Source organism: Thermomonas haemolytica, assembly GCF_004346265.1.
GTDB lineage: Bacteria > Pseudomonadota > Gammaproteobacteria > Xanthomonadales > Xanthomonadaceae > Thermomonas > Thermomonas haemolytica.
The window spans coordinates 89,366-114,754 of sequence record NZ_SMAP01000003.1 but is presented as its reverse complement, the minus strand read 5'-3'; the positions used below and the strand labels follow the sequence as shown (position 1 = coordinate 114,754).

21 protein-coding genes and 1 pseudogene are annotated in these 25,389 nt (G+C 68.8%); 10 read left to right on the top strand and 12 right to left on the bottom strand.

Annotated elements, in window-relative coordinates:
* Window positions 1-28 precede the first annotated feature (28 nt).
* From EDC34_RS05340 to aspS, 3 genes are all read right to left on the bottom strand, one after another.
* Window positions 29-748 carry a YebC/PmpR family DNA-binding transcriptional regulator gene (locus tag EDC34_RS05340; RefSeq protein WP_114959758.1) on the bottom strand — a complete coding sequence of 240 codons (720 nt, stop codon included), beginning with the start codon at window positions 746-748 and terminating at the stop codon, window positions 29-31.
* A gap of 33 nt (window positions 749-781) precedes the next feature.
* Window positions 782-1,315 carry a GNAT family N-acetyltransferase gene (locus EDC34_RS05335; protein ID WP_114959759.1) on the bottom strand — a complete coding sequence of 178 codons (534 nt, stop codon included), beginning with the start codon at window positions 1,313-1,315 and terminating at the stop codon, window positions 782-784.
* A gap of 120 nt (window positions 1,316-1,435) precedes the next feature.
* Complete coding sequence (gene aspS, locus EDC34_RS05330; RefSeq protein WP_114959760.1) at window positions 1,436-3,247, bottom strand: aspartate--tRNA ligase; 1,812 nt, start codon at window positions 3,245-3,247, stop codon at window positions 1,436-1,438.
* A 148-nt stretch (window positions 3,248-3,395) separates the two neighbouring features.
* Here aspS and EDC34_RS05325 point away from each other — a divergent pair, with 148 nt between their 5' ends.
* Window positions 3,396-4,325, top strand: coding sequence for a DUF3011 domain-containing protein (locus EDC34_RS05325; protein WP_114959761.1), 930 nt, complete (start codon window positions 3,396-3,398; stop codon window positions 4,323-4,325).
* 19 nt (window positions 4,326-4,344) lie between these two features.
* On the opposite strand, the gene EDC34_RS05320 is transcribed toward EDC34_RS05325, so the two are convergent.
* Entirely contained in the window at window positions 4,345-4,668 is a 324-nt protein-coding gene (locus EDC34_RS05320; protein ID WP_114959762.1) for an FmdB family zinc ribbon protein, read from the bottom strand.
* Window positions 4,669-4,770: 102 nt separating this feature from the next.
* Here EDC34_RS05320 and EDC34_RS05315 point away from each other — a divergent pair, with 102 nt between their 5' ends.
* Window positions 4,771-5,472: an SIMPL domain-containing protein gene (locus tag EDC34_RS05315; RefSeq protein ID WP_114959763.1), complete on the top strand. Its 702-nt coding sequence runs from the start codon at window positions 4,771-4,773 to the stop codon at window positions 5,470-5,472.
* Between the two features lie 105 nt (window positions 5,473-5,577).
* Here EDC34_RS05315 and EDC34_RS05310 read toward each other — a convergent pair whose 3' ends face one another.
* Entirely contained in the window at window positions 5,578-7,437 is a 1,860-nt protein-coding gene (locus EDC34_RS05310) for an ABC-F family ATP-binding cassette domain-containing protein (RefSeq protein ID WP_114959764.1), read from the bottom strand.
* 158 nt (window positions 7,438-7,595) lie between these two features.
* Here EDC34_RS05310 and EDC34_RS05305 point away from each other — a divergent pair, with 158 nt between their 5' ends.
* The 5 genes and pseudogenes from EDC34_RS05305 to EDC34_RS05290 all read left to right on the top strand — a co-directional run bounded on the left by EDC34_RS05305 (window position 7,596) and on the right by EDC34_RS05290 (window position 14,588).
* Complete coding sequence (locus tag EDC34_RS05305) at window positions 7,596-9,992, top strand: TonB-dependent receptor plug domain-containing protein (protein WP_114959765.1); 2,397 nt, start codon at window positions 7,596-7,598, stop codon at window positions 9,990-9,992.
* Window positions 9,993-10,142: 150 nt separating this feature from the next.
* A complete protein-coding gene (gene ybaL, locus EDC34_RS05300) occupies window positions 10,143-11,801 on the top strand; it encodes a YbaL family putative K(+) efflux transporter (protein ID WP_114959766.1) in 1,659 nt (552 codons plus the stop codon).
* A 66-nt stretch (window positions 11,802-11,867) separates the two neighbouring features.
* The gene (locus tag EDC34_RS05295; protein WP_114959767.1) at window positions 11,868-13,475 is read left to right on the top strand and encodes an alpha/beta hydrolase; all 1,608 of its coding nucleotides are present in this window, start codon (window positions 11,868-11,870) and stop codon (window positions 13,473-13,475) included.
* A gap of 186 nt (window positions 13,476-13,661) precedes the next feature.
* A pseudogene (locus EDC34_RS12525) lies at window positions 13,662-13,730 on the top strand (zinc-ribbon domain-containing protein); the annotation flags it as partial.
* Window positions 13,731-13,778: 48 nt separating this feature from the next.
* A complete protein-coding gene (locus EDC34_RS05290; RefSeq protein ID WP_162797678.1) occupies window positions 13,779-14,588 on the top strand; it encodes an RDD family protein in 810 nt (269 codons plus the stop codon).
* 67 nt (window positions 14,589-14,655) lie between these two features.
* On the opposite strand, the gene clpB is transcribed toward EDC34_RS05290, so the two are convergent.
* Window positions 14,656-17,241: an ATP-dependent chaperone ClpB gene (gene clpB / locus EDC34_RS05285; protein WP_114959769.1), complete on the bottom strand. Its 2,586-nt coding sequence runs from the start codon at window positions 17,239-17,241 to the stop codon at window positions 14,656-14,658.
* A 115-nt stretch (window positions 17,242-17,356) separates the two neighbouring features.
* Here clpB and EDC34_RS05280 point away from each other — a divergent pair, with 115 nt between their 5' ends.
* Window positions 17,357-17,614 (top strand): GIY-YIG nuclease family protein, encoded by a 258-nt coding sequence (locus tag EDC34_RS05280; RefSeq protein ID WP_114959770.1) that lies wholly within the window; start codon window positions 17,357-17,359, stop codon window positions 17,612-17,614.
* Here the strand turns inward: EDC34_RS05280 and pgeF are convergent.
* Both pgeF and rluD read right to left on the bottom strand, forming a co-directional pair.
* Entirely contained in the window at window positions 17,606-18,352 is a 747-nt protein-coding gene (gene pgeF / locus EDC34_RS05275; protein WP_114959771.1) for a peptidoglycan editing factor PgeF, read from the bottom strand. The genes EDC34_RS05280 and pgeF overlap by 9 nt on opposite strands.
* Window positions 18,349-19,329, bottom strand: coding sequence for a 23S rRNA pseudouridine(1911/1915/1917) synthase RluD (rluD, locus tag EDC34_RS05270; protein WP_114959772.1), 981 nt, complete (start codon window positions 19,327-19,329; stop codon window positions 18,349-18,351). Before rluD ends, pgeF begins: the two co-directional genes overlap by 4 nt.
* A gap of 91 nt (window positions 19,330-19,420) precedes the next feature.
* Here rluD and EDC34_RS05265 point away from each other — a divergent pair, with 91 nt between their 5' ends.
* Window positions 19,421-20,263, top strand: coding sequence for an outer membrane protein assembly factor BamD (locus EDC34_RS05265; protein ID WP_114959773.1), 843 nt, complete (start codon window positions 19,421-19,423; stop codon window positions 20,261-20,263).
* 69 nt (window positions 20,264-20,332) lie between these two features.
* Here the strand turns inward: EDC34_RS05265 and EDC34_RS05260 are convergent, their stop codons facing one another.
* Window positions 20,333-21,967: an NAD+ synthase gene (locus EDC34_RS05260; RefSeq protein ID WP_114959774.1), complete on the bottom strand. Its 1,635-nt coding sequence runs from the start codon at window positions 21,965-21,967 to the stop codon at window positions 20,333-20,335.
* 161 nt (window positions 21,968-22,128) lie between these two features.
* Between EDC34_RS05260 and ppa the strand changes: the two genes are divergently transcribed.
* The gene (gene ppa, locus EDC34_RS05255; RefSeq protein WP_114959775.1) at window positions 22,129-22,677 is read left to right on the top strand and encodes an inorganic diphosphatase; all 549 of its coding nucleotides are present in this window, start codon (window positions 22,129-22,131) and stop codon (window positions 22,675-22,677) included.
* Between the two features lie 70 nt (window positions 22,678-22,747).
* Here ppa and EDC34_RS05250 read toward each other — a convergent pair whose 3' ends face one another.
* From EDC34_RS05250 to atpD, 3 genes are all read right to left on the bottom strand, one after another.
* Window positions 22,748-23,329 (bottom strand): DUF4136 domain-containing protein, encoded by a 582-nt coding sequence (locus EDC34_RS05250; protein ID WP_162797679.1) that lies wholly within the window; start codon window positions 23,327-23,329, stop codon window positions 22,748-22,750.
* Window positions 23,330-23,463: 134 nt separating this feature from the next.
* Window positions 23,464-23,889 carry a F0F1 ATP synthase subunit epsilon gene (locus EDC34_RS05245; protein ID WP_114959777.1) on the bottom strand — a complete coding sequence of 142 codons (426 nt, stop codon included), beginning with the start codon at window positions 23,887-23,889 and terminating at the stop codon, window positions 23,464-23,466.
* A 45-nt stretch (window positions 23,890-23,934) separates the two neighbouring features.
* Window positions 23,935-25,341, bottom strand: a complete 1,407-nt coding sequence (gene atpD, locus EDC34_RS05240; RefSeq protein ID WP_114959778.1) for a F0F1 ATP synthase subunit beta — start codon at window positions 25,339-25,341, stop codon at window positions 23,935-23,937.
* Between the last annotated feature and the right edge of the window lie 48 nt (window positions 25,342-25,389).

The following is a 25,389-nucleotide window of genomic DNA, read 5'->3' as shown; positions in this document are numbered from 1 at the left end:
GATCGGGGCCGGCGGGCGGCGCGGCGCGTCAGCCCAACCCGGCCGCGTTGGAATACACGTTCTGCACGTCGTCCATGTCCTCCAGCCAGCGCAGCAGCTTCTGCACCTGCTCGGCGGCCTCGCCTTCCACGACGGTGTCGTTGTCCGCGCGCATGGTCACCTCGGCAAAGCCTGGGGGCAGGCCCGCTGCCTCCATCGCCGCCTTGACCTGCGGGAAGGACTCGGGCGAAGTCAGCACGTCGATCGCGCCGTCTTCCGGGTACACCACCACGTCGTCGGCACCGGCTTCGATCGCGGCCTCGGTGATGCGCTCCTCGTCCGCGCCGGGGGCGTAGCTGAGCACGCCGAGCTTCTTGAACATGAACGCCACCGAGCCTTCGGTGCCGAGGTTGCCGCCGAACTTGCCGAACGCGTGGCGCACGTCCGCGACGGTGCGCACGCGGTTGTCGGTGAGGCAGTCCACGATCACCGCCACCCCGCCCGCGCCATAGCCTTCGTAGCGGATCTCCTCGTAGGTGACGCCTTCCAGCTCGCCGGTGGCTTTCTTGATGGCGCGTTCGATCACGTCCTTGGACATGTTCACGTCCAGCCCCCTGTCGATCGCCGCGCGCAGCCGCGGGTTGCCGGCCGGGTCGCCACCACCGGCGCGCGCCGCGACCGAGATCTCGCGGATGATCTTGGTGAAGATCTTGCCGCGCTGGGCATCCTGCGCGTTCTTGCGGGCTTCGATGGAAGGACCACGTCCCATGGCGGTATCCGGGCGGTTGAACGAAGGCGCGGATTATACGGCCGGCGGCGCGGCGGGGCGGTGGTACATGAATTCACGGTCGCGCTGGGCGCCCACGATGAAGGCGTACTCGCCGGCGAAGGCGAACCCGTAGCGGGCGTAGAAACGCTGGGCGCCGAAGTTCTCCGACCATACGCTGACCCACAGCGGGCGCGGGCCGTCGCGCAGCAGCCAGGCCATCGCGGCGTCCATCAGCGCGCGCCCGGTGCCGCCGTTGTGATGGCTGGCACGCACGTACAGCCGCTTCAGTTCTCCGTCCCCGGGCCGCACGTCTGCATGCGGCAGGCCACAGGGGCCGGCCTGGGCATAGCCGATGGCGCGACCCGTCTCGTCCTCGGCGATCCACAGCGCATAGCGGGGATCCGCCAGCGTCTTCTCGTAGGCGGTGATGCCGTGGCTCTCGTCCAGGAAGGCGCGCAGGTCCTCGGGTGTGTACAGATGCCCGAAGGCCTCGACGAAGGTGGCCGCGCCGAGCTCCGCCAGCACGGCGGCATCGGCGGGCGTGGCGCGGCGGATACGTGCTTTCATCCACTCACCCCCACGATGGATGGCGCCGGGGAACTGCGGAAAGCGGGCCATCGATGGCCTGCGGCGACGCGTCGAACAGGAGGTTCGCACGCGTCGGGTCGCAGCCTCCGGCGTCAGCCATCAGTCCTTGTCCCTCACCTGCACATGCACCTCCGCCAGCTGCGCATCGTCGATCGGCGATGGCGCGCCCGTCATCAGGCACTGCGCGCTGGTGGTCTTGGGGAAGGCGATCACGTCGCGGATCGAGTCGGTGCCGGCCATCAGCGCGGCGATGCGGTCGATGCCGAAGGCGATGCCGCCGTGCGGCGGCGCACCGTACTTCAGCGCGTCCAGCAGGAAACCGAACTTGGCGCGCTGCTCCTCCGCGCCGATGCCCAGCAGCTCGAACACCGCCGCCTGCATCTGCGGGCGGTGGATGCGGATCGAGCCGCCGCCGATCTCGTTGCCGTTGAGCACCATGTCGTAGCCGCGCGACACCGCGGTCTTCGCGTTCGCGCGCAGGTCCTCGATCGAATCCACCGCCGGCGCGGTGAACGGGTGGTGCAGCGCCACGTAGCGCTGCGCCTCCTCGTCCCATTCGAACATCGGGAAATCGGTGACCCACAGCGGCTTCCAGCCATCCTGCACCAGGTGGAAGTCCTTGCCGGCCTTCAAGCGCACCGCGCCCATGAAGTCGGACACCTTGGCGTAGGCACCGGCGCCGAAGAACACGATGTCGCCATTGCCGGCGCCGACGTGCCCAAGCAGCGCGGCGAACGCGTCCTCGGCGAAGAACTTGGCGATCGGCGAGGTGACCGCGCCGGCCTCGTCGATCTTGGCGTAGGCCAGGCCCTTGGCGCCGAACTTGGCGGCGTGTGCGGCGTACTCGTCGATCTGCTTGCGCGACAAGGCCGCGCCGCCGGGGATGCGCAGCGCGGCCACGCGCCCGTCGGGGTCGTTGGCGGCCGCGGTGAACACCGTAAAGCCGCACTCCTTCACCAGATCCGCCACGTCCACCAGTTCGAGCGCGATGCGCAGGTCCGGCTTGTCGGAACCAAAGCGGCGCATCGCCTCGGCATAGGTCATGCGCGGGAACGGCGCTTCCAGTTCAACGCCGACGACCTCGCGGAACACGCTGCGGATCATGTCCTCGGTGAGATCCTGCACGTCGCGCTCGGACACCCACGCGAACTCCATGTCGAGCTGGGTGAACTCCAGCTGGCGGTCGGCGCGCAGCGCCTCGTCGCGGAAGCAGCGGGCGATCTGATAGTAGCGGTCGAAGCCCGCCATCATCAGGATCTGCTTGAACAGCTGCGGGCTCTGCGGCAGCGCGTAGAACTCTCCGGGATGCATGCGCGCCGGCACCAGGAAGTCGCGCGCGCCCTCGGGCGTGGCCTTGGTCAGGATCGGGGTCTCGATGTCCTGGAAGCCGCGCGCATCGAGGTAATGGCGCAGCGCCGACACCAGCTTGGTGCGCGTGCGCAGCTTGCGCTGCATCTCGGGGTTGCGCAGGTCGAGGTAGCGGTACTTCAGGCGGATGTCCTCGCCCGGGTTTTCATGGTGGTGGAACGGCAGCGGTTCGGCCTTGTTCAGCACCTCGATGCGTTCGGCCACCACTTCCACCCGGCCGGTCTTCAGCTTGTCGTTCACCGACTGGCGGCGGCGCACGGTGCCGGTGATGCGCAGGCAGTCCTCGTAGCCCACCGCGGCGGCGGCGGCCAGCATCGCGGCATTGCCGGCAGCGGCCGCTTCCGGCGTCCTGCCTTCAGCGGCACTCGCACGTCCATGTGCAGCGTCGGCCGGCTCGGCCACGACCTGCACGATGCCCTCGTGGTCGCGCAGGTCGATGAACACGATCTGGCCCATGTTGCGGGCGACATCGGCCCAGCCGCACAGGGTCACGCTCTGGCCGATCAACGTCTCGTCGATCAGGCCGCAGAAATGGGTACGCATGGGAACTCCGGAAAGGGCTGCCCAGCGCTGCGGGACGCCGGGGCATGGACACGCCATTTTAACGATGCGCGGCGCTAATGTGCCGCCATGGCGGGCCGCAGGCCCGGCCCGGATTCCATCCCCCCGCTGCCATCACCGGAGGTTTGCCATGTCCCGCCTGGTCGCCGCCCCCCTGCTCGCCCTGGCCACCGCCTCCGCGCTGGCCGCCCTGCCCGCTCCCGCCCATGCCCAGGCCCAGCAGCGCGCCTACGCACCCGAGGACCTGTGGACCCTGAGCCCGGCCGAGCAGAGCCGGGTGATCGGGCTGGAATACCGCGAGCAGTCGCGCGGCCGCCAGATCCCCGACGACCAGCTGCGCTTCTACCTGGACCAGGTGCGGCTGTCGCGCTGGACCTTCAGCCAGGTGAAGAACGACATCGCCAAGTCGCTGGGTGGCGCCGGCGCGCCCCCGCCCCCGCCGCCGCCCGGCCCGGGCCCGGGGATGCAAGCCGCCCGCTGCGAGAGCACCGATGGCCGCACCAAGACCTGCAGCATGCCCTGGCAAGGGCCGTCGCGGCTCACCCGCCAGCTCTCGAGCGCCGCCTGCGTCGAAGGCCGCAGCTGGTTCAACGGCAACGGCCGGGTGACCGTGTCCAATGGCTGCCGCGGCGAGTTCCAGCCCGGCACCGGCCCGGTGGGCACGCAATGGACCACCCTGCGCTGCGAGAGTATTGGCGGCCGGTTCACCAGCTGCGGCCACGACGTGGTCGGCCGGGCGCAGTTGGTACGGCAGCTCTCCAACGGCCGCTGCATCGAAAACCGCAACTTCGGCGTGCGCAATCGCCAGCTATGGGTGGACGACGGTTGCCGCGGTGAATTCCGGGTGCAGGTCGGGGCTGCCCCGGGCAGCGACTACAGCGTCACCTGCACCAGCCGGGGCGGCTACGCCACCTGCGCCTGGGATGCTCGCCGCGGGCGGCCAACCCTGATCCAGCAGCTTGCCGGCATGCCCTGCCGCGAGGGATTCAGCTGGGGCTATGACGCGCGCAGCGGGCTGTGGGTGAACCACGGCTGCAGCGCGCGCTTCGGGGTGCGCTGACGGCGCGCCGGGACGGGGATCAGCCCCCGGAAGACATCGCGGCTGGCGCCGCAGGGGCGGCGGCCGGCTTGGCATCCGCCTTCGCGTCCGGCTTCGCCTCGGACTTGGCGTCCGCCGGCTTGGCGGCATCCCCGGCCAGATTGCGCTTCTTGTCGCCGTCCTTCTTGAAGTCGGTCTCGTACCAGCCGCTGCCGGCCAACCGGAACTGCGGGGCGGTCAGCTGGCGGTGCACTTGCCCCTGCGCGCCGCAGTCCGGGCAGGCGCTGGGATCGGCGTCGGAAAGCTTCTGCAGACGGTCGAAGGCATGCCCGCAGGCATCGCAGATGAACGCATAGATCGGCATGGTGGTGATCGGCCTCGAAACGCAACAAACCGGGTGGCATAGTGTGGCCGCCCGCCGCGATTTCAAGCCGGCACTGCCTTCCACTCCGCCGGAGCTCCCCGCATGCAGCCGCGTACCGCCCTTGCCGCCCTTCTGATCGCCCTCGGCCTGGTCGGGGCCGGCTGGTTCGCCGCCCGCGGCATGGCCCAGCTCCGCACCGGCGACCGCTACGTCACCGTCAAGGGCTCCGCCGAGAAGATCGTGGATGCCGACCTGGTGGTCTGGCCGCTGGCGCAGAGCGTCGGCGGCAACGACCTGGCCGCGGTACAGGCGCAGCTGGAGGCCAATACCCGCACCATCCGCGAGTTCCTCACCCAGGCCGGGTTCAAGGACGACGAGATCGTGGTCAGCCCGCCGCGGCTGGAGGACCGCTGGGCCTACGCCTACGGCAGCAATCGCCCGCCGGAGCGCTACAGCTACTCCAACACTGTCACCCTGCGCACGGCGCAGGTGAAGGAAGCGCTGGCCGCGGTGCGCCGCAGCGGCGACATCGTGGCGCGCGGGGTGATGCTCAATGCCGAGCAGGGCGGCGGCCCGCAGTTCGACTACACCCGGCTGAACGACATCAAGCCGGCGCTGATCGCCGAGGCCACCGCCGCCGCGCGCAAGTCGGCCGAGCAGTTCGCCAAGGATTCCGGCGCCCACCTCGGCGGCATCCGCACCGCCAACCAGGGCGTGGTGAGCATCGAGAACCGCGATGCCGGCAGCCCGCAGATCAAGAAGATCCGGGTGGTCAGCACGGTCGAATATTTCCTGACCGACTGATCGCCACATAGTCCGGCCGTGCAGGCCCGTCCGTGGTTCGACAGGCTCACCACGAACGGGAACGGGTGAACCACGCGCGGTAACGGGCGAGCCGCGAACGCCGGCTCAGGCGCCTTCGTACAGCGCCAGCAGCTCGGCTTCGGCCGCTTCCAGCTCCGCGCGCAACTGCAACTGGGTGCGGCCGAGGTCGGCCACCTTGCCCGCATCCGCGTAGATCGCCGGGTCGGCCATTGCCGCCTCGCATTCGGCCAGCTTGCCTTCCAGCCGCGCCACCCGCTCCTCGGCCTTCTGCACTTTGTGCGGATTCGGCTTGGCCTTGGGCACGGCAGGCGGCGGAGGCGCGGCGGCCACGGGGGCCGCCTTCGGGACCGGCGTCTTCGGATTGTCGCTGCCGGGGCGCGAACGCAGCCAGGCCGCGTAGTCGTCGAGGTCGCCGGCGAACGGTTCGACGATGCCGTCGTGCACACGCCAGTACTGGTCGCAGACCAGGCCGATCAGGTGGCGGTCGTGGCTGACCATCACGATCGCGCCGTCGAAGTCCGACAGCGCCTCGGCCAGCGCCTCGCGCATCTCCAGGTCGAGGTGGTTGGTGGGTTCGTCCAGCAGCAGCAGGTTCGGCTTGTTCCATGCCAGCAACGCCAGCGCGAGGCGCGCCTTCTCGCCACCGGAGAAATTGTCGATCACCTCGAACGCGCGGTCGCCCGGGAACTGCCAGCCACCGAGGAAGTTGCGGAACTCCTGCGTCGGCGTGTTGGGAGAGAGTTCCTTGAGGTGGTCGATCGGCGAGGTGCCGGCCACCAGCGACTCCACCGTGTGCTGGGCGAAGTAGCCGATGCGCAGGTCGGGGTGCGCCATGCGCTCGCCGGACATCGGCGGCAATTCGCCGACCAGGGTCTTCACCAGCGTCGACTTGCCGGCGCCGTTGACGCCGAGCAGGCCGATGCGGTCGCCGGCCTCCAGCCCGAAGCTGACCTTGCGCAGGATCGTGGCGCCCGCGCCGTAGCCGCAGTCGGCATCGCGCAGCGACAGCAGTGAATTCGGCAAGCGCAGCGGCGCCGGCAGCTGGATGCTGACCCCGCGCTCCACCCGCACCGCCTCGGTGCCGGCCAGCTTCTCCAGCCGCTTCATCCGCGACTGCGCCTGCCGCGCCTTGCTGGCCTTGGCCTTGAAGCGGTCGATGAAGCTCTGCAGGTGGGCGCGCTCGGCCTGCTCCTTCTCGAACGCGATCTGCTGCTGGCGTAGATGCTCGGCGCGCTGGCGCTCGAACGCCGTGTAGTTGCCGACGTACAGCTTCGCGGTGCCGTCGTGCAGGTGCAGGATGTGGGTGGTGACGTTGTCGAGGAACTCGCGGTCGTGGCTGATCACCAGCAACGTGCCGTCGTAGCGCTTCAGCCATTCCTCCAGCCAGACCACGGCATCGAGGTCGAGGTGGTTGGTGGGCTCGTCCAGCAGCAACAGGTCGGACGGCGTCATCAGCGCGCGCGCCACGTTCAGGCGCACCCGCCAGCCGCCGGAAAACTCCGCGACCGGCTTCTCGTGCACCTCGGCCGGGAACCCCAGGCCATGCAGCAGGCGGCCCGCGCGCGCGGTGCCGTCGTAGCCGTTGACCTCTTCCAGGCGCTGGTGCGCCGCGGCCACCGCTTCCCAATCCTCGGCGGCGAAGGCGTTGGCTTCCGCCTGGATCGCGGCGTGCACGGCGGCATCGCCGGACAGCACGAAATCGATCGCCGGGTCCGGCAGATGCGGGGTTTCCTGCGCCACGCTGGCGATGCGCGCCTTGCCGGGCAGGTCGATGTCGCCGCGGTCGGGCTCGACCTCGCCCATCAACGCGGCGAACAGCGAGGACTTGCCGGCGCCATTGCGGCCGACCACGCCCACCCGGTACCCGGCGTGCAGGGCCAGGTCGACGTTGGACAGCAGCAGGCGTTCGCCGCGACGGAGGGCGAAATTGCGGAAGGAAATCATGGGGTGGCGGTTCCAGCGGGCCGGCGGGGGCGCGGTCGTCGCCTGCCGTGGCCAACAAAGCTATTCACGATACCGCATAACGGCATGCCCGGGGCGCGTTTGCGGCCGCGGTGAACGGGTGTTAAACAAGGGTTATTCCACCCACCCCGGAGGTCGCCATGCCCCGCCTTACCCCGCTTGCCCTGGCCCTGTCGTCCCTGCTGGCTGCCACCCCGGCGCTGGCGCAGCAGGCCGACCAGCCGACCGAGTCGAAGAAAGATGCGCGCACGCTCGACACCCTGATCGTCACCGGTACCCGCGTCACCGACCGCACCGTGGCCGAGTCGCAGTCGCCGATCGACATCATCACCCCGGAAGTCCTGCAGTCCACCGGCACCACCGAACTGGCTACGGCGCTCTCGCGCGCCCTGCCGTCGCTGAACTTCCCGCGCGCGGCGATCAACGACGGCACCGACGCGATGCGCCCGGCCCAGCTGCGCGGCCTGGCCCCGGACCACGTGCTGGTGCTGGTGAACGGCAAGCGCTACCACCTGGGTGCGCTGGTGAACGTCAACGGCAGCCAGGGCCGCAGCTCCTCGCCCGCCGACCTCAACAGCATCCCGATCGCCGCCATCGAGCGAGTGGAAGTCCTGCGCGACGGCGCCTCGGCGCAGTACGGCTCGGACGCGATCGCCGGCGTGGTCAACATCGTGCTCAAGAGTTCGGCCAGCGGCGGCAGCGCCTCGGCCACCTACGGCGAATACAAGGAGGGCGACGGCGGCAAGTACCAGGTCATGGCCGATGCCGGGTTCGGCCTGGGTGCCGCCAGCAAGGTACACCTGGCCGCGCAGTTCGGGCACCAGGACCAGACCAACCGCGCCACCCCGTATTCGGGCGCGCAGACCCCGACTTCGCCGCCGGTCGGCCAGACCGTGCAGCGCCTGGGCGACCCCGAGGTGGACAACCACTCTCTGAGCTACAACTGGGAAATGGCCGCCACGGACTACCTGAAGTTCTATTCCTACGGCATCTATACCCACCGCGAAACGCTGTCGAACGGCTTTTTCCGGCCGGCCGGCGACTCCCGCAACATCCCGTCGATCTACCCCAACGGCTTCCTGCCGCAGATCTTCAACACCAGCAACGACTACCAGTTCGTGATGGGGATGCGCTCGTCGATCGGCGAGACCAATTTCGACGCCAGCTATACCTACGGCAGCAACGACCTTCGCTTCGACGTGAAGAACTCGCTCAACCGCAGCCTGGGCCCGAGCTCGCCCACCCAGTTCTATGCCGGCACGCTCAAGTACACCCAGCACGTGCTGAACCTCGACTTCAACCGCCCGGTCAACCTCGGACTGGCGTATCCGGCGACGCTGTCGTATGGCCTGGAATGGCGGGGTGAGGAGTTCGAGATCGCACCGGGCGAACCGAACTCGTACATCAACGGCGGCGTGCTGTTCAACGGCCAGCCGACCCCGTCCGGTGCGCAGGTGTTCCCCGGCTTCCGTCCCAGCGACAGCGGCACCTTCGACCGCCACAGCAGCTCGTTCTACGTCGGCCTGGAAGCGGACCTGACCGACAAGCTCTCCGGCGGCATCGCCGCCCGCCACGAGCGCTACAGCGATTTCGGCAATACCACCACCGGCAAGCTGAGCATGCGCTATGTGTTCAGTGACGCCGTGGCGCTACGCGCCACCGCCAGCACCGGCTTCCATGCCCCCTCGCTGCAGCAGCAGTACTACCAGACCACCTCCACCAACTTCATCGGCGGCATCCCCTACGACCTGGTGACGTTCCGGGTGACCAACCCGGCCGGCATCGCGCTGGGCGCCGAGCCGCTGAAGCCGGAGAAGTCGCGCAACCTCAGTCTGGGCCTGGTGCTGACGCCGGCCAATGGCCTGTACCTGACCGCGGATGCCTACCGGATCAAGGTCACCGACCGCATCAGCCTGTCCGAGAACCTGACCAGCACCGCGGTGCGCACCTACCTCAACAACAACGGCTTCCCGGCGGTCGCCGGCGGCCGCTACTTCACCAACGCCCTCGACACCACCACCACCGGCATCGACATCGTCGGCACCTACACCTGGAAGCTGGCCGCCAGCAGCGTGGACTGGACGCTGAGCTACAACTACAACAAGACCACGGTGGACCGGGTGGCGCCGAACCCGCCCGCGCTGACCGCGATCGACCCCAACGCGCTGCGCTTCGGGCGGGTCGAGCTGGGCCGGTTCGAGGTCGGCGCGCCGCGCGACAAGTTCGTGCTCGGTGCGCAGTGGAACCTGGGTGCGTGGAAGCTGGGCGCCAACCTGAGCCGCTACGGCCAGTTCACCATTCGCAACAGCAACCCGACGCTGGACCAGACCTTCGGCGCGAAGTGGCTGACCGACCTCAGCGCCAGCTACCGCACCGGCGGCTGGGAATTCGCGCTGGGCGCCGACAACGTGTTCGACACCTATCCCGACCAGGTGATCGCGCCGAACACCAATTCCGGCCAGCTGATCTGGCCGACCCAGAGCCCGTTCGGCTTCAACGGCGCCTATTACTACGGCCGCGTGTCGTACAAGTGGTGAGTTCGAAAATCCGTTGATGTGCGAAATGCCGGCCGCCGCAGGCCGGCCACGCGACGCCCCGGCCCGCCGGGGCGTCGTCGTTTGCCGGCCCGGCGCGAGGTGCGGCCCGCGCGCATGCGATCATGCCCGCATCGCCGCACGGGAGCCCGCATGCCGCACCACACCTCGCTGATCGCCCTGCTCTGCGTCGGGTTCGTGATGGCCTTCGCGCTGGGGATGCTGGCGCGCCGGCTGCGGCTGTCGCCACTGGTCGGCTACCTGCTGGCCGGGGTGCTGGTGGGGCCGTTCACGCCCGGCTTCGTAGCCGACCAGACGCTGGCGCCGCAGCTGGCAGAGGTGGGGGTGATCCTGCTGATGTTCGGGGTCGGGCTGCATTTCTCGCTGAAGGACCTGATGGCGGTCCGCGCGATCGCGTTGCCGGGCGCGATCGCGCAGATCGCGGCGGCCACCGCGATGGGCTGGGCGATGGCGCACTACTGGCTGGGCTGGAGCCATGCCGCCGGCCTGGTGTTCGGGCTGGCGCTGTCGGTGGCGAGCACGGTGGTGCTGCTGCGCGCGCTGGAGGACCGCCGCCTGCTGGACACCGGCAAGGGCCGGGTGGCGGTGGGCTGGCTGATCGTCGAGGACCTGGCGATGGTGCTGGCGCTGGTGCTGCTGCCGGCGCTGGGCGACCACGACGGCGGCGCCGGCCGGCTCGGCCTGGCCCTGCTGCTCACCCTGCTCAAGGTGGGCGGGTTCGTGGCGCTGATGCTGCTGGTCGGCCGCCGCCTGATCCCGCGCCTGCTGGAAGGCGTGGCGGGCACCGGCTCGCGCGAGCTGTTCACGCTGTGCGTGCTGGCGGTGGCGATGGGCGTCGCGTTCGGCGCCGCCGAGCTGTTCGGGGTCAGCTTCGCGCTCGGCGCGTTCTTCGCCGGCATGCTGCTGAACGAAAGCGAGTTCGGGCACAAAGCGGCCAACGATTCGCTGCCGCTGCGGGACGCGTTCGCGGTGCTGTTCTTCGTCTCGGTGGGGATGCTGTTCGACCCGCTGATCCTGATCGAGCATCCGCTGCACGTGCTCGCCACGCTGCTGATCATCGTGCTGGGCAAGTCGCTGGCGGCGTGGGCGATCGTGCGCGCGTTCGGCAAGCCGAACGACACTGCGTTCACCATTGCCGCCAGCCTGGCCCAGATCGGCGAGTTCTCGTTCATCCTCGCCGGGCTCGGGATCGCGTTGGGCCTGCTGCCGGCGGAAGGGCGCGACCTGATCCTGGCCGGTGCGCTGCTGTCGATCGTCATCAATCCGCTGCTGTTCGCGTGGCTGGAGCGCCGCACCGCACGCGACGCGCCGCGGCGCGAGGATGCCGCGCCGCTGCCGCAGGACCTGGCCGGGCACGTGATCCTGGTCGGCTACGGGCGGGTCGGGCGCCACCTGGCGCAGCTGCTGCGCGAACGCGGCGTGCCGCTGGTACTGGTGGAAGCCGACCGCGAGCGCGCGCTTGCCGCCCGTGCGCAGGGCCTTGCCACCGTACACGGCAACGCCGCCGATGTTCGCGTCTTGCAGGAAGCACATCCGGAGCGGGCCCATCTGGGCATCCTGGCAGTGCCGAACGCACTGGAGGCCGGCGAGGTGGTGGCGCGGATGAAGGCCGCCAATCCCATGATCAGCGTGCTGGCGCGTGCGCACAGCGATACTGAGGTGCAGCACCTGCTGGCGCATGGCGCCGATGCGGCGGTGCTGGCCGAGCGCGAGCTGGCCTATTCGCTCACCGACATGGTGATGGCCACCCCGCCCTACCGCGCGCCGCGCGCCGCGCCCCCCGCCGCCTGACCGCCCCTGCGCGCGGCGACCGGCGGGCGTAGAGTGCGGGCTTCCCCCTGCCCACGGTTGCCCGCCATGTCCCTGCGCACCGCCCTGCTTCTGCCGCTGCTCGCCGCCGGCCTGTTCGCCCACGCCCAGGCCGCGCAGCCGCAACTGCGCGTGCAGCTGCCGGCAACCGCCACCGCCCCGGCCTCCGGGCGCCTGCTGGTGTTCGTGGAGCCGGCCGCCAGCGCCGCGGCCAAGTTCGGCGGCAAGGTCACCGCGGTGGAGGCCAGCCCGTTCGGCGGCCAGGCCGCCAGCGTCGCCGGCATGGACATCGTGCGGCTCGCCCCCGGCCTGGCGGTGGCGATGGACACTGAATCGTTGGCCTGGCCGCGGCCGTTCTCGCAGCTGCCGGCCGGCGACTACTACGTGCAGGCGGTGCTGGACACCGCGCGCGACGACAACTATGCCGGGCGCGGCCCCGACGACCTGCTGAGCGTCCCGGTGAAGATGGCGCTGGGCGGCGACGCCAGCGCGGTGACGCTGGTGCTGGACCAGCGCCTGCCGCAAGCGGGCGACCCCTGGCAGCTGCCGGAGCGCTTCCCGCAGGCCCTGCGCGCGGCGGCGCCGGCAGCGAAGGCCGCGACCCGCGCGATCGATTTCATCAGCCCCGCGCTCAGCGCGTTCTGGGGCCGCCCGATCCACATGCGCGGCTGGGTGGTGCTGCCACCCGGCTATGACGCCGACGACGAGACGCGCTACCCCGTGCTGTATTTCACCCACGGCTTCGGCGGCAGCCAGCGCGCGCTGGTGCCGACCGCGATCTCCGCCTACGCCGGCATGCGCGACGGCAGCCTGCCGCCGATGATCTGGGTGCTGCTGGACGAATCCAGCCCCACCGGCACCCACGAGTTCGCGGATTCGGTGAACAACGGCCCGTGGGGCCAGGCCCTGACCGCGGAGCTGATCCCCGACCTGGAACGCCACTACCGCATGGACGCGCGGGCCGAGGGCCGCTTCCTCAACGGGCACTCTTCCGGCGGCTGGGCCACGCTGTGGCTGCAAGTGCGCTACCCGAAGGTGTTCGGCGGCACCTGGTCCACCGCGCCGGATCCCAGCGATTTCCACGACTTCACCGGGGTGGACCTGTACGCCGACGGTGCCAACGTCTATCGCCGCGCCGACGGCAGCGCCTTCCCGCTGGTGCGCGACAAGGGCCAGGTGGTGGCCAGCTTCGAGCAGTTCGCGCGGCTGGAGGAAGTGATCGGCCCGGTGGGCGGGCAGCTGGCCTCGTTCGAATGGGTGTTTTCCCCGCGCGGCGCCGACGGCCGGCCAATGCCGCTGTTCGACCGCGGCACCGGCGCCGTCGATCCACAGGTGGTCGCCTACTGGCGCGACCACTACGACATCGCCCACCTGATCCAGTCCGACTGGGCGCACCTGCGCCCTGACCTCGACGGCAAGCTGCACGTGTACGTCGGTACCGCCGACACCTTCTACCTCGACGGCGCGGCGCGCCGGCTCAAAGCAGTGCTGGACGGCGTGGGCGCGAAAAGCGAGTTCCGCTTCGTGCCCGGCCGCACCCACTTCGACCTGTACGCGCTAGGCGACGACCGCAGCGCGCTGCTGAAGGACATCGCCTGGCAGATGTACGCGATCGCCCGCCCCGGCGCGCCGCGCCCAGCGGCGACCCTCCCCTGAGACGCCAGTGGCGGTGACGAATATTTCCCGACTGGATTGAAAACGACCCCGCGGCTACACCGTCAACGAAACTCTCGCAAGCCATAGGCAGGCGACCGCTGCACGCGAAATTCTCTATTGACAGAACACCCGAGCACGACAATATCCTTGGGAACGAATCCAACAATTCACCAGGGGATATGAAGGATGGCTTTTTGCTCGAACTGCGGCACTCAGGCCGCGGATAACGCACTCTACTGCGCTACTTGTGGGAAAGCATTGGCACCACCTTCGACCGCTCCAGAGGCTGTGCAAACGCAGTCCATGTCTCCGCCAGATGTCGTCTATGCGGGGTTCGTCCGGCGGGTTGCCGCACTCATGCTCGACGGCTTGATTCTTGGCATCCCCGTCGCAATTGTCGCCGCCATTATCGCAATTGCAGCAGGAGCTGGCAGCGAGGAGGGGGCGATCAATGCGATTTTCTACCTCGTTTATCTGTTTTCCGCGCCACTCTACTACGCGCTCCAGGAAAGCTCCTCCGCGCAAGCCACACTTGGCAAGCGTGCACTTGGGATCAAAGTTGTGGACCTGCAGGGAAAGCGGATCAGCTTTGGGCGTGCGCTCGGGCGCTGGATCGCGACAGCCCTCTCCTATCTGACTCTGTACATTGGCTTCCTGATGGCCGCTTTTACGCAGAGGAAGCAAGCACTGCATGACTTCGTTGCAGGCACGCTGGTGGTGGATAAATACGCGTACACGGACCAGCCCCAACTCCAGAAGCGCCACCTGAGCGGCTGTCTTGTCGTATTCATCGTCGGCTTTCTCCTGGTCATTCCGGTAACGGCAATCCTTGCCGCAATCGCATTGCCCGCCTACAACAACTACAGGATTCGCGCAGCCGAAGGCGCATGCCTAGCGGAAGCCAAGGCCTACATGAACACTGCGGTCTCCGCCGGCCTTTCCGAGCAGCCCATCCCAAGCCCCAACGCTCGCTATTGCCGGCCTATGCAACCCCTGACGCGAGAAGACATACAGAACTCAGAACCCGTTGTTTTCGAACCATTTCCGCCTGGCGTGGCCCCGACGATTTGCAATTCCGGCGATGCCACCTGCGCCATCCAGAAACCAGACTAGGCGCGGACCTGCGCATAAAAGAAAACGGGCGCCTATAGCGCCCGTTTTCTTTTCCTCAAATCAAAACTCAAGCATTCACGAACACCAGCCTGCCGCCCTCGGCATCCACCTTCACCACGTCGCCGCTGGTGAAGCGGCCGGACAGGATTTCCTGCGCCAGCGGGTTTTCGATCTGCTGCTGGATCGCGCGCTTGAGCGGGCGCGCGCCGTACACCGGGTCGAAGCCGACGTTGGCCAGCAATTCCAGCGCTTTGTCGCCGACCTCCAGGCGCAGCCCGCGCTCGGCCAGCCGCTTCTCCAGCCCAGAGAGCTGGATGCGCGCGATCTGCTTGATCTGCTCTTTCTGCAGCGGGTGGAAGACCACGATGTCGTCCAGCCGGTTGATGAACTCCGGGCGGAAATGCGCCTGCACCACGCCCATCACCGCAGCCTTCATTTTGGTGTAGGCCTCAGGCGAATCATCGGCGGCCATCTCCTGGATCATCTGGCTACCGAGATTGGAGGTCATCACGATCACGGTGTTGCGGAAATCCACGGTGCGGCCCTGGCCGTCGGTCAGGCGGCCGTCGTCGAGCACCTGCAGCAGGATGTTGAATACATCCGGATGGGCCTTTTCCACTTCATCCAGCAGGATCACGCTGTACGGCCGGCGGCGCACCGCCTCGGTGAGATAGCCGCCTTCCTCGTAGCCGACATACCCCGGAGGCGCACCGATCAGCCGGCTGACCGCGTGCTTCTCCATGAACTCGCTCATGTCGATGCGCACCATCGCATCGCTACTGTCGAACAGGAACTCGGCCAGCGCCTTGCACAGCTCGGTCTTGCCCACGCCGGTGGGGCCAAGGAACAGGAACGAGCCGCTGGGGCGGTTGGGGTCGGACAGCCCGGCGCGCGAACGGCGCACCGCATCGGACACCACCTTGATCGCCTCGTCCTGGCCGACCACGCGCGCGTGCAGCGCTTGTTCCATCTTCAGCAGCTTCTCGCGCTCGCCCTCCAGCATCTTGCTGACCGGGATGCCCGTCCAGCGGCTGACCACCTCGGCGATTTCCTCGGCCGTGACCTTGTCCTGGAGCAGCCGGAACCCTTTCTGCTCGGCCTCTTGCGCGGCCTTGAGCTGCTTTTCCAGTTCAGGAATACGGCCGTACTGGATCTCGCTCATCTTGGCGTAGTCCTGGCGGCGCTGGGCGGCTTCCAGTTCCAGCTTGGCCTGCTCGATCTGCTCCTTGATCTTGGTCGCGCCCTGCAGGGTCGCCTTCTCGGCCTTCCAGATTTCCTCGAGGTCGGCATATTCACGCTCGAGCGCGGCGATCTCCTTCTCCAGGTCGGCCAGGCGCTGCTTCGACTCGGCGTCCTTCTCCTTTTTGAGCGCCTCGCGCTGGATCTTGAGCTGGATCAGCCGGCGCTCCTTGCGGTCCAGCTCCTCCGGCTTGGAGTCGATCTCCATGCGGATGCGGCTGGCCGCTTCGTCCATCAGGTCGATGGCCTTGTCCGGCAGCTGGCGATCGGGGATGTAGCGATGCGAGAGCGTCGCCGCGGCGACGATCGCCGGGTCGGTGATCTCCACCCCGTGGTGCACCGCGTACTTCTCCTTCAGCCCGCGCAAAATGGCAATCGTGTCTTCCACCGAGGGCTCGCCCACGAACACCTTCTGGAAGCGGCGCTCCAGCGCGGCATCCTTCTCGATGTACTTGCGGTATTCGTCCAGGGTGGTGGCGCCGATGCAGTGCAGCTCGCCGCGCGCCAGTGCGGGCTTGAGCATATTGCCGGCGTCCATCGCGCCCTCGGCCTTACCAGCGCCGACCATGGTGTGCAGCTCGTCGATGAACAGGATGATCTGGCCCTCGTTCTTGGCCAGATCCTTCAGCACCGCCTTCAGGCGCTCCTCGAACTCGCCGCGGAACTTGGCGCCGGCGATCAGCGCGCCCATGTCGAGCGCAAGCAGCCGCTTGCCGCGCAGGCCTTCCGGCACCTCGCCGTTGACGATGCGCTGGGCCAGGCCTTCCACGATCGCGGTCTTGCCGACGCCCGGCTCGCCGATCAGCACCGGGTTGTTCTTGGTGCGCCGCTGCAGCACCTGCACGGTGCGGCGGATCTCCTCGTCGCGGCCGATCACCGGGTCGAGCTTGCCGGACTCGGCGCGGGCGGTGAGGTCGATGGTGTATTTCTCCAGCGCCTGGCGCGCCTCTTCTGCATTTTCGTCGGTCACTTTTTCACCTCCACGCAGCTTGTCGATGGCGGCTTCGAGTGCCTGCTTGTTGGCGCCGGCCGCTCTCAGCGCCTTGCCAGCCTCGCCGGAATCTTCCAACGCGGCGAGCAGGAACAGCTCGCTGGCGATGTAGGCATCGCCGCGCTGCTGCGCCAGCTTGTCGGTGACGTTGAGCAGGCGGACGAGGTCATTGCCGGCCTGCACGTTGCCGGCCTGGCCGCTGACCTTGGGCAGGCGCTCCAGCGCCTCGACCAGGCGCTCGCGCAGCACCGGCACGTTGACGCCGGCCTGCGCCAGCAGCGGGCGGGTGCCGCCGCCCTGCTGGTCGAGCAGGGCCAGCAGCAGGTGCACCGGTTCGATGATGGTGTGGTCGCGCCCGACCGCCAGCGACTGCGCGTCGGCAATGGCCTGCTGGAAGCGCGAGGTGAGTTTGTCCATGCGCATGGGAGGGGTTCCTGTAAGGAGGGCCGCGGCGCGGCCAATGTCCTCCACATGCGGTTGCGGCGGCGTGATTCAAGTCAAATCGCAGCCGGCGTTGAGACGCGGTTATGCTGCCGGCATGCCCGCCTGGCACCTCTACCTGCTGCGCTGCCGCGATGGCAGCCTGTATGCCGGCATCGCCACCGACGTGGCGCGCCGGTTCCGGGAGCACGCCGCCGGCACCGGCGCGAAATACACCCGCGCGCACCCGCCCGAGTGCGTGCTGGCCAGCCGGCCCTATCCCGACCGCGCCAGCGCACTGCGCGCGGAATACCGCCTCAAGCGCCGCCCGCGGGCGGAGAAACTGGCCTGGCTGCTGGCACAGGACTCAGGCTGAGGGCGCGATCCAGGCCAAGGTGGCCATGCGTCCGCCGCGACCATCGCGCCGGTGCGAATGGAAGCGCGCGGGATCGGAAATGGTGCACAGCCCGCCGCCGTGGATCGCCTCCATCGCCAGCCCGGCCGCGGCCAGCCGCCGCCGCGCCAGCGCGTACAGATCCACCCGCCAGTGCCCGGGCCGGGTCGCCACGAAGGCCGCGGCGGCGCCGGGATCGCGCTCGACGAACGCCGCGCGCACCTCCTCGCCGATCTCATAGGCCTGCGGACCCGCCGCCGGCCCCAGCCAGGCCGCCAGGCCCGCGGGCGGGGTGCGCATCGCCGCCACTGTCGCCTCCAGCACGCCGGCCGCCAGCCCGCGCCAGCCGGCATGCGCGGCGGCGATCTCCGAGCCGTCTTTCGCCGCCAGCACCACCGGCAGGCAGTCGGCGGTGAGGATGGCGAGCACCTTGCCGGGCGTGCGCGTCACGACCGCGTCTGCTTGCGGCTCGTCGCCGCCGGGCTCGACCGCGACCTCCACCCCATGCACCTGGCGCAGCCAGCGCGGCGAGGCCGGCAACTGCAATGCCGCCTCTAGCTGGCGGCGGTTCTCCGCCACCGCCTCCGGCGTATCGCCGCAGCGCGCCCCGAGGTTGAAATGATCGAACGGTGGCGCGGAGATCCCCAGCCCGTGGCGTAGCGTGGTCAGCGCATGCACGCCGGACGGCGCCGGCCAGTCGGCGCGCAGGAACGCGCTCATCGCCGCGCCCGCTCCACCTCGGCGTGAGCGGCGGCGTCTTCCCGCAACAATCGCATCAGCTGCTGCATGTCGTCCGGCACCGGCGCTTCGCAGCGCACCGGCGCGCCGGTGATGGGATGCGCGAACTCCAGCACCTCGGCGTGCAGCGCCTGCCGCTTGAAGCCACGCAGGGCCGCGATCAACTCCTCGGACGCCCCCTTTGGCAACTTCAGCGGCCCGCCGTACAGCGGATCGCCCACGATCGGATACTTCAGATGCGCCATGTGCACCCGGATCTGGTGGGTGCGCCCGGTCTCCAGCCGGCATTCCAGCGCGGTGTGGGCGCGGAAGCGCTCGCGCAGGCGGTAGTGGGTGACGGCCTCCTTGCCATCCTCGCGCACGGCCATGCGCAGGCGGTCGCGCGGGTGGCGGTCGATCGGCGCGGCGGCGGTACCGCCGGACACCAGCGCCCCGACCACGATCGCCAGATACTGCCGGTGCACCTCGCGCGCGGACAGCTGCGCCACCAGCGCGGTATGCGCCGGCAGGGTGCGCGCCACCACCATCACCCCGCTGGTGTCCTTGTCCAGGCGGTGGACGATGCCGGCGCGCGGCAGCTTGTCGAGGTTCGGATCGCGGTGCAGCAGCGCGTTCACCAGGGTGCCGGCCGGGTTGCCCGCGCCCGGATGCACCACCAGCCCGGCCGGCTTGTCCAGCACGAACAGGTGCGCGTCCTCGTACAGCACGTCGAGCGGGATGTCCTCGGCCACGGCGTGGGTCTGCACATCCTCGACCACGGCCAGCATCACCGCCTCGCCGCCGCGCACGGGATCGCGCGGACGCGCGGGCGCGCCGTCCACCTGCACGTCGCCGGACTTGATCCAGGCGGACAGGCGCGAGCGCGAATACTCGGGGAACAGCTCGGCCAGCACCGCATCCAGGCGGCGGCCGGCGGCCGCGTCGGGGATGCGGGCGATGCGGGGGGATGCGTCGTTCATGGGGGCGGCGCCGGGCGGCGCGTTCGGGCCTGATTAAAGCGTGGGACTGCTATTATCCAGCCTTCATGCCCCCGGCGCCCGTTCGATGCCCATGACCGCCCGTTCCAGCCTGCTGCGCACCGCCACCGTGCTCGTGCTCGTCCTCGTCGTCGCCGGCTGCTCCGGCGGCAAGGGCTTGTTCAAGGGTAAGAAGAACCGCAACGAAGGCGTGCCGGTGGCCGAGCTGTACGATCGCGCCCACGCCCAGATGGAGCGCGGCAACTGGACCTCGGCCAGCGAGACCTTCGGCCGCCTGATCGCGCAGTACCCGTACGGCCCCTACGCCGAGCAGGCGCTGATGGAGCAGGCCTACGCCCAGTACAAGGCAGGCAAGCACGAGGACGCGATCTCCACCATCGACCGCTTCATCCGCACCTACCCGACCCACAAGAACATCGCCTACATGTACTACCTGCGCGGCCTGACCGACATGGCGCGCAACACCGTGTTCATGGCGCGCACCTTCAACCTGGACACCAGCAACCGTGACCTGGACGCGCCGATGCAGGCGTACAACGACTTCAACACCCTGATCACCCGCTACCCGAACAGCCGCTACGTGGCCGACGCCCGCCAGCGCATGGTGTTCCTGCGCAACCAGTTCGCCCGCTTCGAGCTGACCACCGGCCTGTACTACCTCCGCCGCGGTGCGTGGGTGTCGGCGGCCGAACGCGCCAGCTACCTGCTGGAAACCTATCCGCAGAGCGAATCCCAGAACGATGCGGTGGCATTGCTGGGCGAGGCCTATACCCGCATGGGCGAGTCCAAGCTGGCCGCCGACGCCCGCCGCGTGCTGGAGCAGAACGACCCGCAACACCCGTGGCTGAGCGGGCGCTGGCCGAAGTTCCCAAGCGTGTTCAAGCGCCTGAACCCGCTGAGCCCGGACGTGCGCTGAGCCCGGCACGAACCGCTGCTCACGTCACGAAGGCCGGCACAAATGCCGGCCTTCGCCGTTCCGGAGCCGTCAGTCGCGCCAGCCGCTGCTGACCGGGTAGCGGCGCTCGCGCCCGAACGCACGCCGGCTGACCTTCGGCCCCGGCGCGGCCTGATGGCGCTTCCATTCGCTGATGCGTACCAGGCGCAGCACGCGGTCCACCGTCGCGGCATCGAACCCCGCTGCCACGATCTCCGCGCGCGACTGCTCCTGGTCCACGTGCCGCAGCAGGATGGCATCCAGCACGTCGTAGGGCGGCAGCGAATCCTGGTCGCGCTGGTTCTCGCGCAGCTCCGCCGTCGGCGGACGGTCGATCACCGCCTGCGGGATGATGCGGTCGCCTACCGTATTGCGCCAGCGCGCAAGCGCAAACACCTCGGTCTTGTAGAGGTCTTTGATCGGCGCATAGCCGCCACACATGTCGCCGTAGATGGTGGCGTAGCCCACCGCGTACTCGCTCTTGTTGCCGGTGGTCAGCAGCAGGCCGCCGAACTTGTTGGCCAGCGCCATCAGCAGCGCGCCGCGGATGCGCGACTGCAGGTTCTCCTCGGTGACATCCACCGGCTGCCCGGCGAACACCTGCGCCAGCGCGTCGAGGTAGCCCTGGAACGGCTTTTCGATCGGCAGCGTCACCATCGCCACGCCCATCGCGTCGCACTGTTCCTGCGCCAGGTCGTTCGAGAGCCCGGCCGTGTAGCGCGACGGCAGCCGCACCGCGGTGACGTTCTCCGGCCCCAGCGCGTCGGCGGCGATCGCCAGCACCAGCGAGGAGTCGATCCCGCCCGACAGCCCCAGCCAGGCCTTGCCGAAGCCGTTCTTGCGGCAGTAGTCGCGGGTGCCGCGCACCACCGCGCGCCAGGCCAGCGCCTCGCGGCTCTCGTCACCGTCCACCGTCCACTGCAGCGGTGCGAAGCGCCGGCGTTCGGGGTCGAACTCGACCACCAGCCACTGCTCCTCGAACGCCACCGCGGCCGGATGCACATGCCCATCCCCATCGGCCACCACCGAGGCACCGTCGAACACCAGCGCATCCTGCCCGCCGACCAGATTGAGGTAGGCGATCCCGGCGCCGGTCTCGCGCGCACGCTGCATCAACAACGCATCACGCTCGGCGTGCTTGTCGTGCTCGAACGGCGAAGCGTTCGGCACCAGCACCAGCTGCGCGCCCTTGCCCACGGTGGAGGCGATCGGCTCGGGGAACCACAGGTCCTCGCAGACCAACAGCCCCAGCTGCACGCCTGCCACCTCGAACACGCAGTCCTCGCGGTCGGGGTCGACGTCGAAATAGCGGCGCTCGTCGAACACCGCGTAGTTGGGCAGCTCGCGCTTGCGGTAGGTGTGGGCGATGCCGCCATCGCGCAGAACGCTGGCGGCGTTGTACACCACGCTGCCTGCCGGCTGCGGCCAGCCCACCACCGCCACGATCCCGCGCGCGGCCGCGGCCACCTGCGCCATCGCCTCCTCGCAGGCGCGCAGGAACGCCGGGCGGTACAGCAGGTCTTCCGGCGGGTAGCCACTCAGGGCCAGTTCCGGGAACAGCACGATGTCGGCCGCGTATTCGTCGCGCGCCTGCGCGATCATCTCCGCGATCCGCGCCGCGTTGCCGGCCACATCGCCGACCGGGAAATCGAACTGCGCCATCGCAATGCGGAGGGGCTGCGTCATCGGGCGTTCTCGCAACGGAAAGGCCCGCGCGGCGCGGCGGGCAACAAGGCGTGGCAAGGATACAGGCTGCGCGCCACGGCATCCGGCCATCGCGGGTAAAATGCGGGATTCCTTCCCTGCTTCACGCGCCCACGCGCGCGCCCCACTTTCGGAGACCCCCCATGGGCCTGGACCTCGTCACCACCGGCAAGAACCCGCCGGACGAAATCAACGTCATCATCGAAATCCCGAAGGACGCCGAACCCGTCAAGTACGAGGTGGACAAGGCCTCGGGCGCGATCTTCGTGGACCGCATCCTGTCCACCCCGATGCGCTACCCCTGCAATTACGGCTACGTGCCGCACACCATCTGCGACGATGGCGACCCGGTGGACGTGCTGGTGATCCTGCCGTTGCCGCTGGTGCCGGGGTCGGTGATCCGCTGCCGCCCGGTGGGCCTGTTGAAGATGACCGACGAGGCCGGCGGCGACGAGAAGATCCTGGCGGTGCCGGTGGACAAGGTGTTCTCCGGCTACAGCCACATCGACGACATCCAGAAGGTAAGCCCGCACTGGCTGCAGCGCATCGGCCACTTCTTCGAGCACTACAAGGACCTCGAGCCCGGCAAGTGGGTGAAGCTGGCCGGCTGGGAAGGCGCCGAACAGGCACGCCGCGTCATCGTCGATTCGATCCAGCGCTACGACGGCAGCGCCGACAAGCCGAAGTTCTGATCCGCCGCACGCGCTCCGGGCGCCATCGTTGGCGCCCGGAGCGTCGCTACCCGCGGCCCGGCGACCTGGCTTACGGGCCGGCCTTGTACGGATATTTGGCGAAGATGCTGCTGATGGCCTGGTCGATGTCGGCCATCTTCTTTTCCGGGGTGCGCTTGGAGGCTTCCGGCGCGCTCGCCGAGCCGGTCCAGACCAGACGGTTGCGCTGCCCATCGACCAGGTCCACAGTCAGCACCCCCTCGCGGTAACGGCTGACCTGGGGCTCGTCATACCAGAACGGCACCGACACGAAGGCGTGGTAGCGGTAGCTGTAGGCCCAGCCAAAATCCACGCGCGGCACGTTCCACACCTGGCTGCGCTCGCGCTCGCGGGTCTGGAAATTCACCAGCAGGTCCCCATTCTCGGGGACGAAGCGGTATCCGCGGGCCTCCATCTCGCGGCGCACGTCCTCACGGATGCGGTCGGACACCCAGGAGGTGTACCCGGCCTGTTCCATCGAGATCGGCTTGTAGAAGCTCCAGGTGCGGTAGCGGCCGAAATCGGCTGTGGGGTCACGATCGGTGCGCACGCTTGGCCCGGTGGCACAGGCCGACAGCGAGAGCGCGACCACCGCCAGCAGTGCACTGGCCAGCAACTTGAAGGATCGGGACATGGCAGGTCTCCGGGCGCGGGATGCCACGATCATCGCACCACCGGCCATACCCGGCCTGAACGGTGGACAGCCAGAAACGCGAACGGGCCTGGCTTCGCCGAGCCCGTGAACTTGGTCACACTCGAGCGCCTGGATCAGTGCTTGAGGTTCTTGCGCAGGCGCTCCAGCGCCTGCAGCTGCGCGGTGACCTCGGCCAGGCGCTTCTGCGCTTCGGCGATCTCCATCGCCTCGCCGCGGCGGGCGATGATGCGCTCGGCTTCTTCCTTGGCGGCGCGCACCGCCGCCTCGTCGATCGCGTCGGCGCGCACGGCGGTATCGGCCAGCACCGTCACCACCGTCGGCTGCACCTCGAGGATGCCGCCGGAAATGGCGAAGTCCAGCTTGTCGCCCCCCGGCAGGGTGACCACGATCTTGCCGGGCTTGAGCCGGGTGATCAGCGGGGCGTGCTTGGGCGCGATGCCCAGCTCGCCCAGCTCGCCGGTGGCCACGACCAGCTCGGCCTCGCCGTGGAAGATCTCGGCCTCGGCGCTGACGATGTCGCAGCGGATGGTGGATGCCATCGTGATTCCTTCCGTTCAGTCGAACGCGTCAATCGAAGCGGCGGCTCAGGCCGCCAGCTTCTTCGCCTTCTCGACGGCCTCGTCGATCGTGCCGACCATGTAGAACGCCTGCTCCGGCAGGTGGTCGTAGTCGCCGTCGACGATGCCCTTGAAGCCGCGGATGGTTTCCTTCAGCGGCACGTACTTGCCCGGGCTGCCGGTGAACACTTCAGCCACGTGGAACGGCTGGCTGAAGAAGCGCTCGATCTTGCGCGCGCGCGCCACGGCCAGCTTGTCCTCTTCGGACAGCTCGTCCATACCCAGGATCGCGATGATGTCCTTCAGCTCTTTGTACTTCTGCAGGGTCTGCTGGACGCGCTGGGCGGTCTCGTAGTGCTCGTTGCCGATCACCAGCGGGTCCATCTGGCGGCTGGTCGAGTCCAGCGGGTCCACCGCCGGGTAGATGCCGAGCGAGGCGATCGAGCGCGACAGCACCACGGTCGCATCCAGGTGCGCGAAAGTGGTCGCCGGCGAGGGGTCGGTGAGGTCGTCCGCGGGCACGTACACCGCCTGGATCGAGGTGATCGAACCGGTCTTGGTCGAGGTGATGCGCTCCTGCAGCACGCCCATTTCCTCGGCCAGGGTCGGCTGGTAGCCCACCGCCGACGGCATGCGGCCCAGCAGCGCCGAGACTTCGGTACCGGCCAGGGTGTAGCGGTAGATGTTGTCGATGAACAGCAGCACGTCGCGGCCTTCGTCGCGGAAGTACTCGGCCATGGTCAGGCCGGTGAGCGCCACGCGCAGGCGGTTGCCCGGCGGCTCGTTCATCTGGCCGTACACCATCGCCACCTTGGACTTGGCGTGCTCCTGCACGTTGACCACGCCCGACTCCTGCATCTCGTGGTAGAAGTCGTTGCCCTCGCGGGTGCGCTCGCCCACGCCGGCGAACACCGACAGACCCGAGTGCTCGGTGGCGATATTGTTGATCAGCTCCATCATGTTGACGGTCTTGCCGACGCCGGCGCCGCCGAACAGGCCGACCTTGCCGCCCTTGGCGAACGGGCACATCAGGTCGATCACCTTGATGCCGGTCTCCAGCAGCTCGGTGGTGGCGGCCTGGTCCTCGTAACTCGGGGCCGCGCGGTGGATTTCCCAGGTGGTGTCGGCCTGCACCGGGCCGGCCTCGTCGATCGGATTGCCGAGCACGTCCATGATGCGGCCGAGGGTGCCCTTGCCCACCGGCACCGCGATCGCGCGCCCGGTGTTCTCGGCCAGCAGGCCGCGCTTCAGGCCGTCGGTGGAGCCCAGCGCGATGGTGCGGACCACGCCGTCACCCAGCTGCTGCTGCACTTCCAGCGTGATGGCGGTGCCCTGCACCTTCAACGCGTCGTACACCTTCGGCACGCTCTCGCGCGGGAATTCGACGTCGACGACCGCGCCGATGATCTGTACGACCTTGCCCTGGTTGCTCATGAGTTGTTTCCTCGGGAACTCTTGGATGCTGCTTCGATGCTGCTTCGT

What these genes read in the sequence shown, in the direction of transcription:
- EDC34_RS05260 (WP_114959774.1), bottom strand. Translation starts at nt 21,967, where the DNA reads ATGACGCAGCCCCTCCGCATTGCGATGGCGCAGTTCGATTTCCCGGTC.
- aspS (WP_114959760.1), bottom strand. Translation starts at nt 3,247, where the DNA reads ATGCGTACCCATTTCTGCGGCCTGATCGACGAGACGTTGATCGGCCAG.
- EDC34_RS05295 (WP_114959767.1), top strand. Translation starts at nt 11,868, where the DNA reads ATGTCCCTGCGCACCGCCCTGCTTCTGCCGCTGCTCGCCGCCGGCCTG.
- EDC34_RS05335 (WP_114959759.1), bottom strand. Translation starts at nt 1,315, where the DNA reads ATGAAAGCACGTATCCGCCGCGCCACGCCCGCCGATGCCGCCGTGCTG.
- EDC34_RS05305 (WP_114959765.1), top strand. Translation starts at nt 7,596, where the DNA reads ATGCCCCGCCTTACCCCGCTTGCCCTGGCCCTGTCGTCCCTGCTGGCT.
- atpD (WP_114959778.1), bottom strand. Translation starts at nt 25,341, where the DNA reads ATGAGCAACCAGGGCAAGGTCGTACAGATCATCGGCGCGGTCGTCGAC.
- EDC34_RS05310 (WP_114959764.1), bottom strand. Translation starts at nt 7,437, where the DNA reads ATGATTTCCTTCCGCAATTTCGCCCTCCGTCGCGGCGAACGCCTGCTG.
- EDC34_RS05315 (WP_114959763.1), top strand. Translation starts at nt 4,771, where the DNA reads ATGCAGCCGCGTACCGCCCTTGCCGCCCTTCTGATCGCCCTCGGCCTG.
- EDC34_RS05250 (WP_162797679.1), bottom strand. Translation starts at nt 23,329, where the DNA reads ATGTCCCGATCCTTCAAGTTGCTGGCCAGTGCACTGCTGGCGGTGGTC.
- EDC34_RS05340 (WP_114959758.1), bottom strand. Translation starts at nt 748, where the DNA reads ATGGGACGTGGTCCTTCCATCGAAGCCCGCAAGAACGCGCAGGATGCC.
- ppa (WP_114959775.1), top strand. Translation starts at nt 22,129, where the DNA reads ATGGGCCTGGACCTCGTCACCACCGGCAAGAACCCGCCGGACGAAATC.
- EDC34_RS05320 (WP_114959762.1), bottom strand. Translation starts at nt 4,668, where the DNA reads ATGCCGATCTATGCGTTCATCTGCGATGCCTGCGGGCATGCCTTCGAC.
- ybaL (WP_114959766.1), top strand. Translation starts at nt 10,143, where the DNA reads ATGCCGCACCACACCTCGCTGATCGCCCTGCTCTGCGTCGGGTTCGTG.
- EDC34_RS05290 (WP_162797678.1), top strand. Translation starts at nt 13,779, where the DNA reads ATGTCTCCGCCAGATGTCGTCTATGCGGGGTTCGTCCGGCGGGTTGCC.
- clpB (WP_114959769.1), bottom strand. Translation starts at nt 17,241, where the DNA reads ATGCGCATGGACAAACTCACCTCGCGCTTCCAGCAGGCCATTGCCGAC.
- EDC34_RS05265 (WP_114959773.1), top strand. Translation starts at nt 19,421, where the DNA reads ATGACCGCCCGTTCCAGCCTGCTGCGCACCGCCACCGTGCTCGTGCTC.
- pgeF (WP_114959771.1), bottom strand. Translation starts at nt 18,352, where the DNA reads ATGAGCGCGTTCCTGCGCGCCGACTGGCCGGCGCCGTCCGGCGTGCAT.
- EDC34_RS05245 (WP_114959777.1), bottom strand. Translation starts at nt 23,889, where the DNA reads ATGGCATCCACCATCCGCTGCGACATCGTCAGCGCCGAGGCCGAGATC.
- EDC34_RS05280 (WP_114959770.1), top strand. Translation starts at nt 17,357, where the DNA reads ATGCCCGCCTGGCACCTCTACCTGCTGCGCTGCCGCGATGGCAGCCTG.
- EDC34_RS05325 (WP_114959761.1), top strand. Translation starts at nt 3,396, where the DNA reads ATGTCCCGCCTGGTCGCCGCCCCCCTGCTCGCCCTGGCCACCGCCTCC.
- rluD (WP_114959772.1), bottom strand. Translation starts at nt 19,329, where the DNA reads ATGAACGACGCATCCCCCCGCATCGCCCGCATCCCCGACGCGGCCGCC.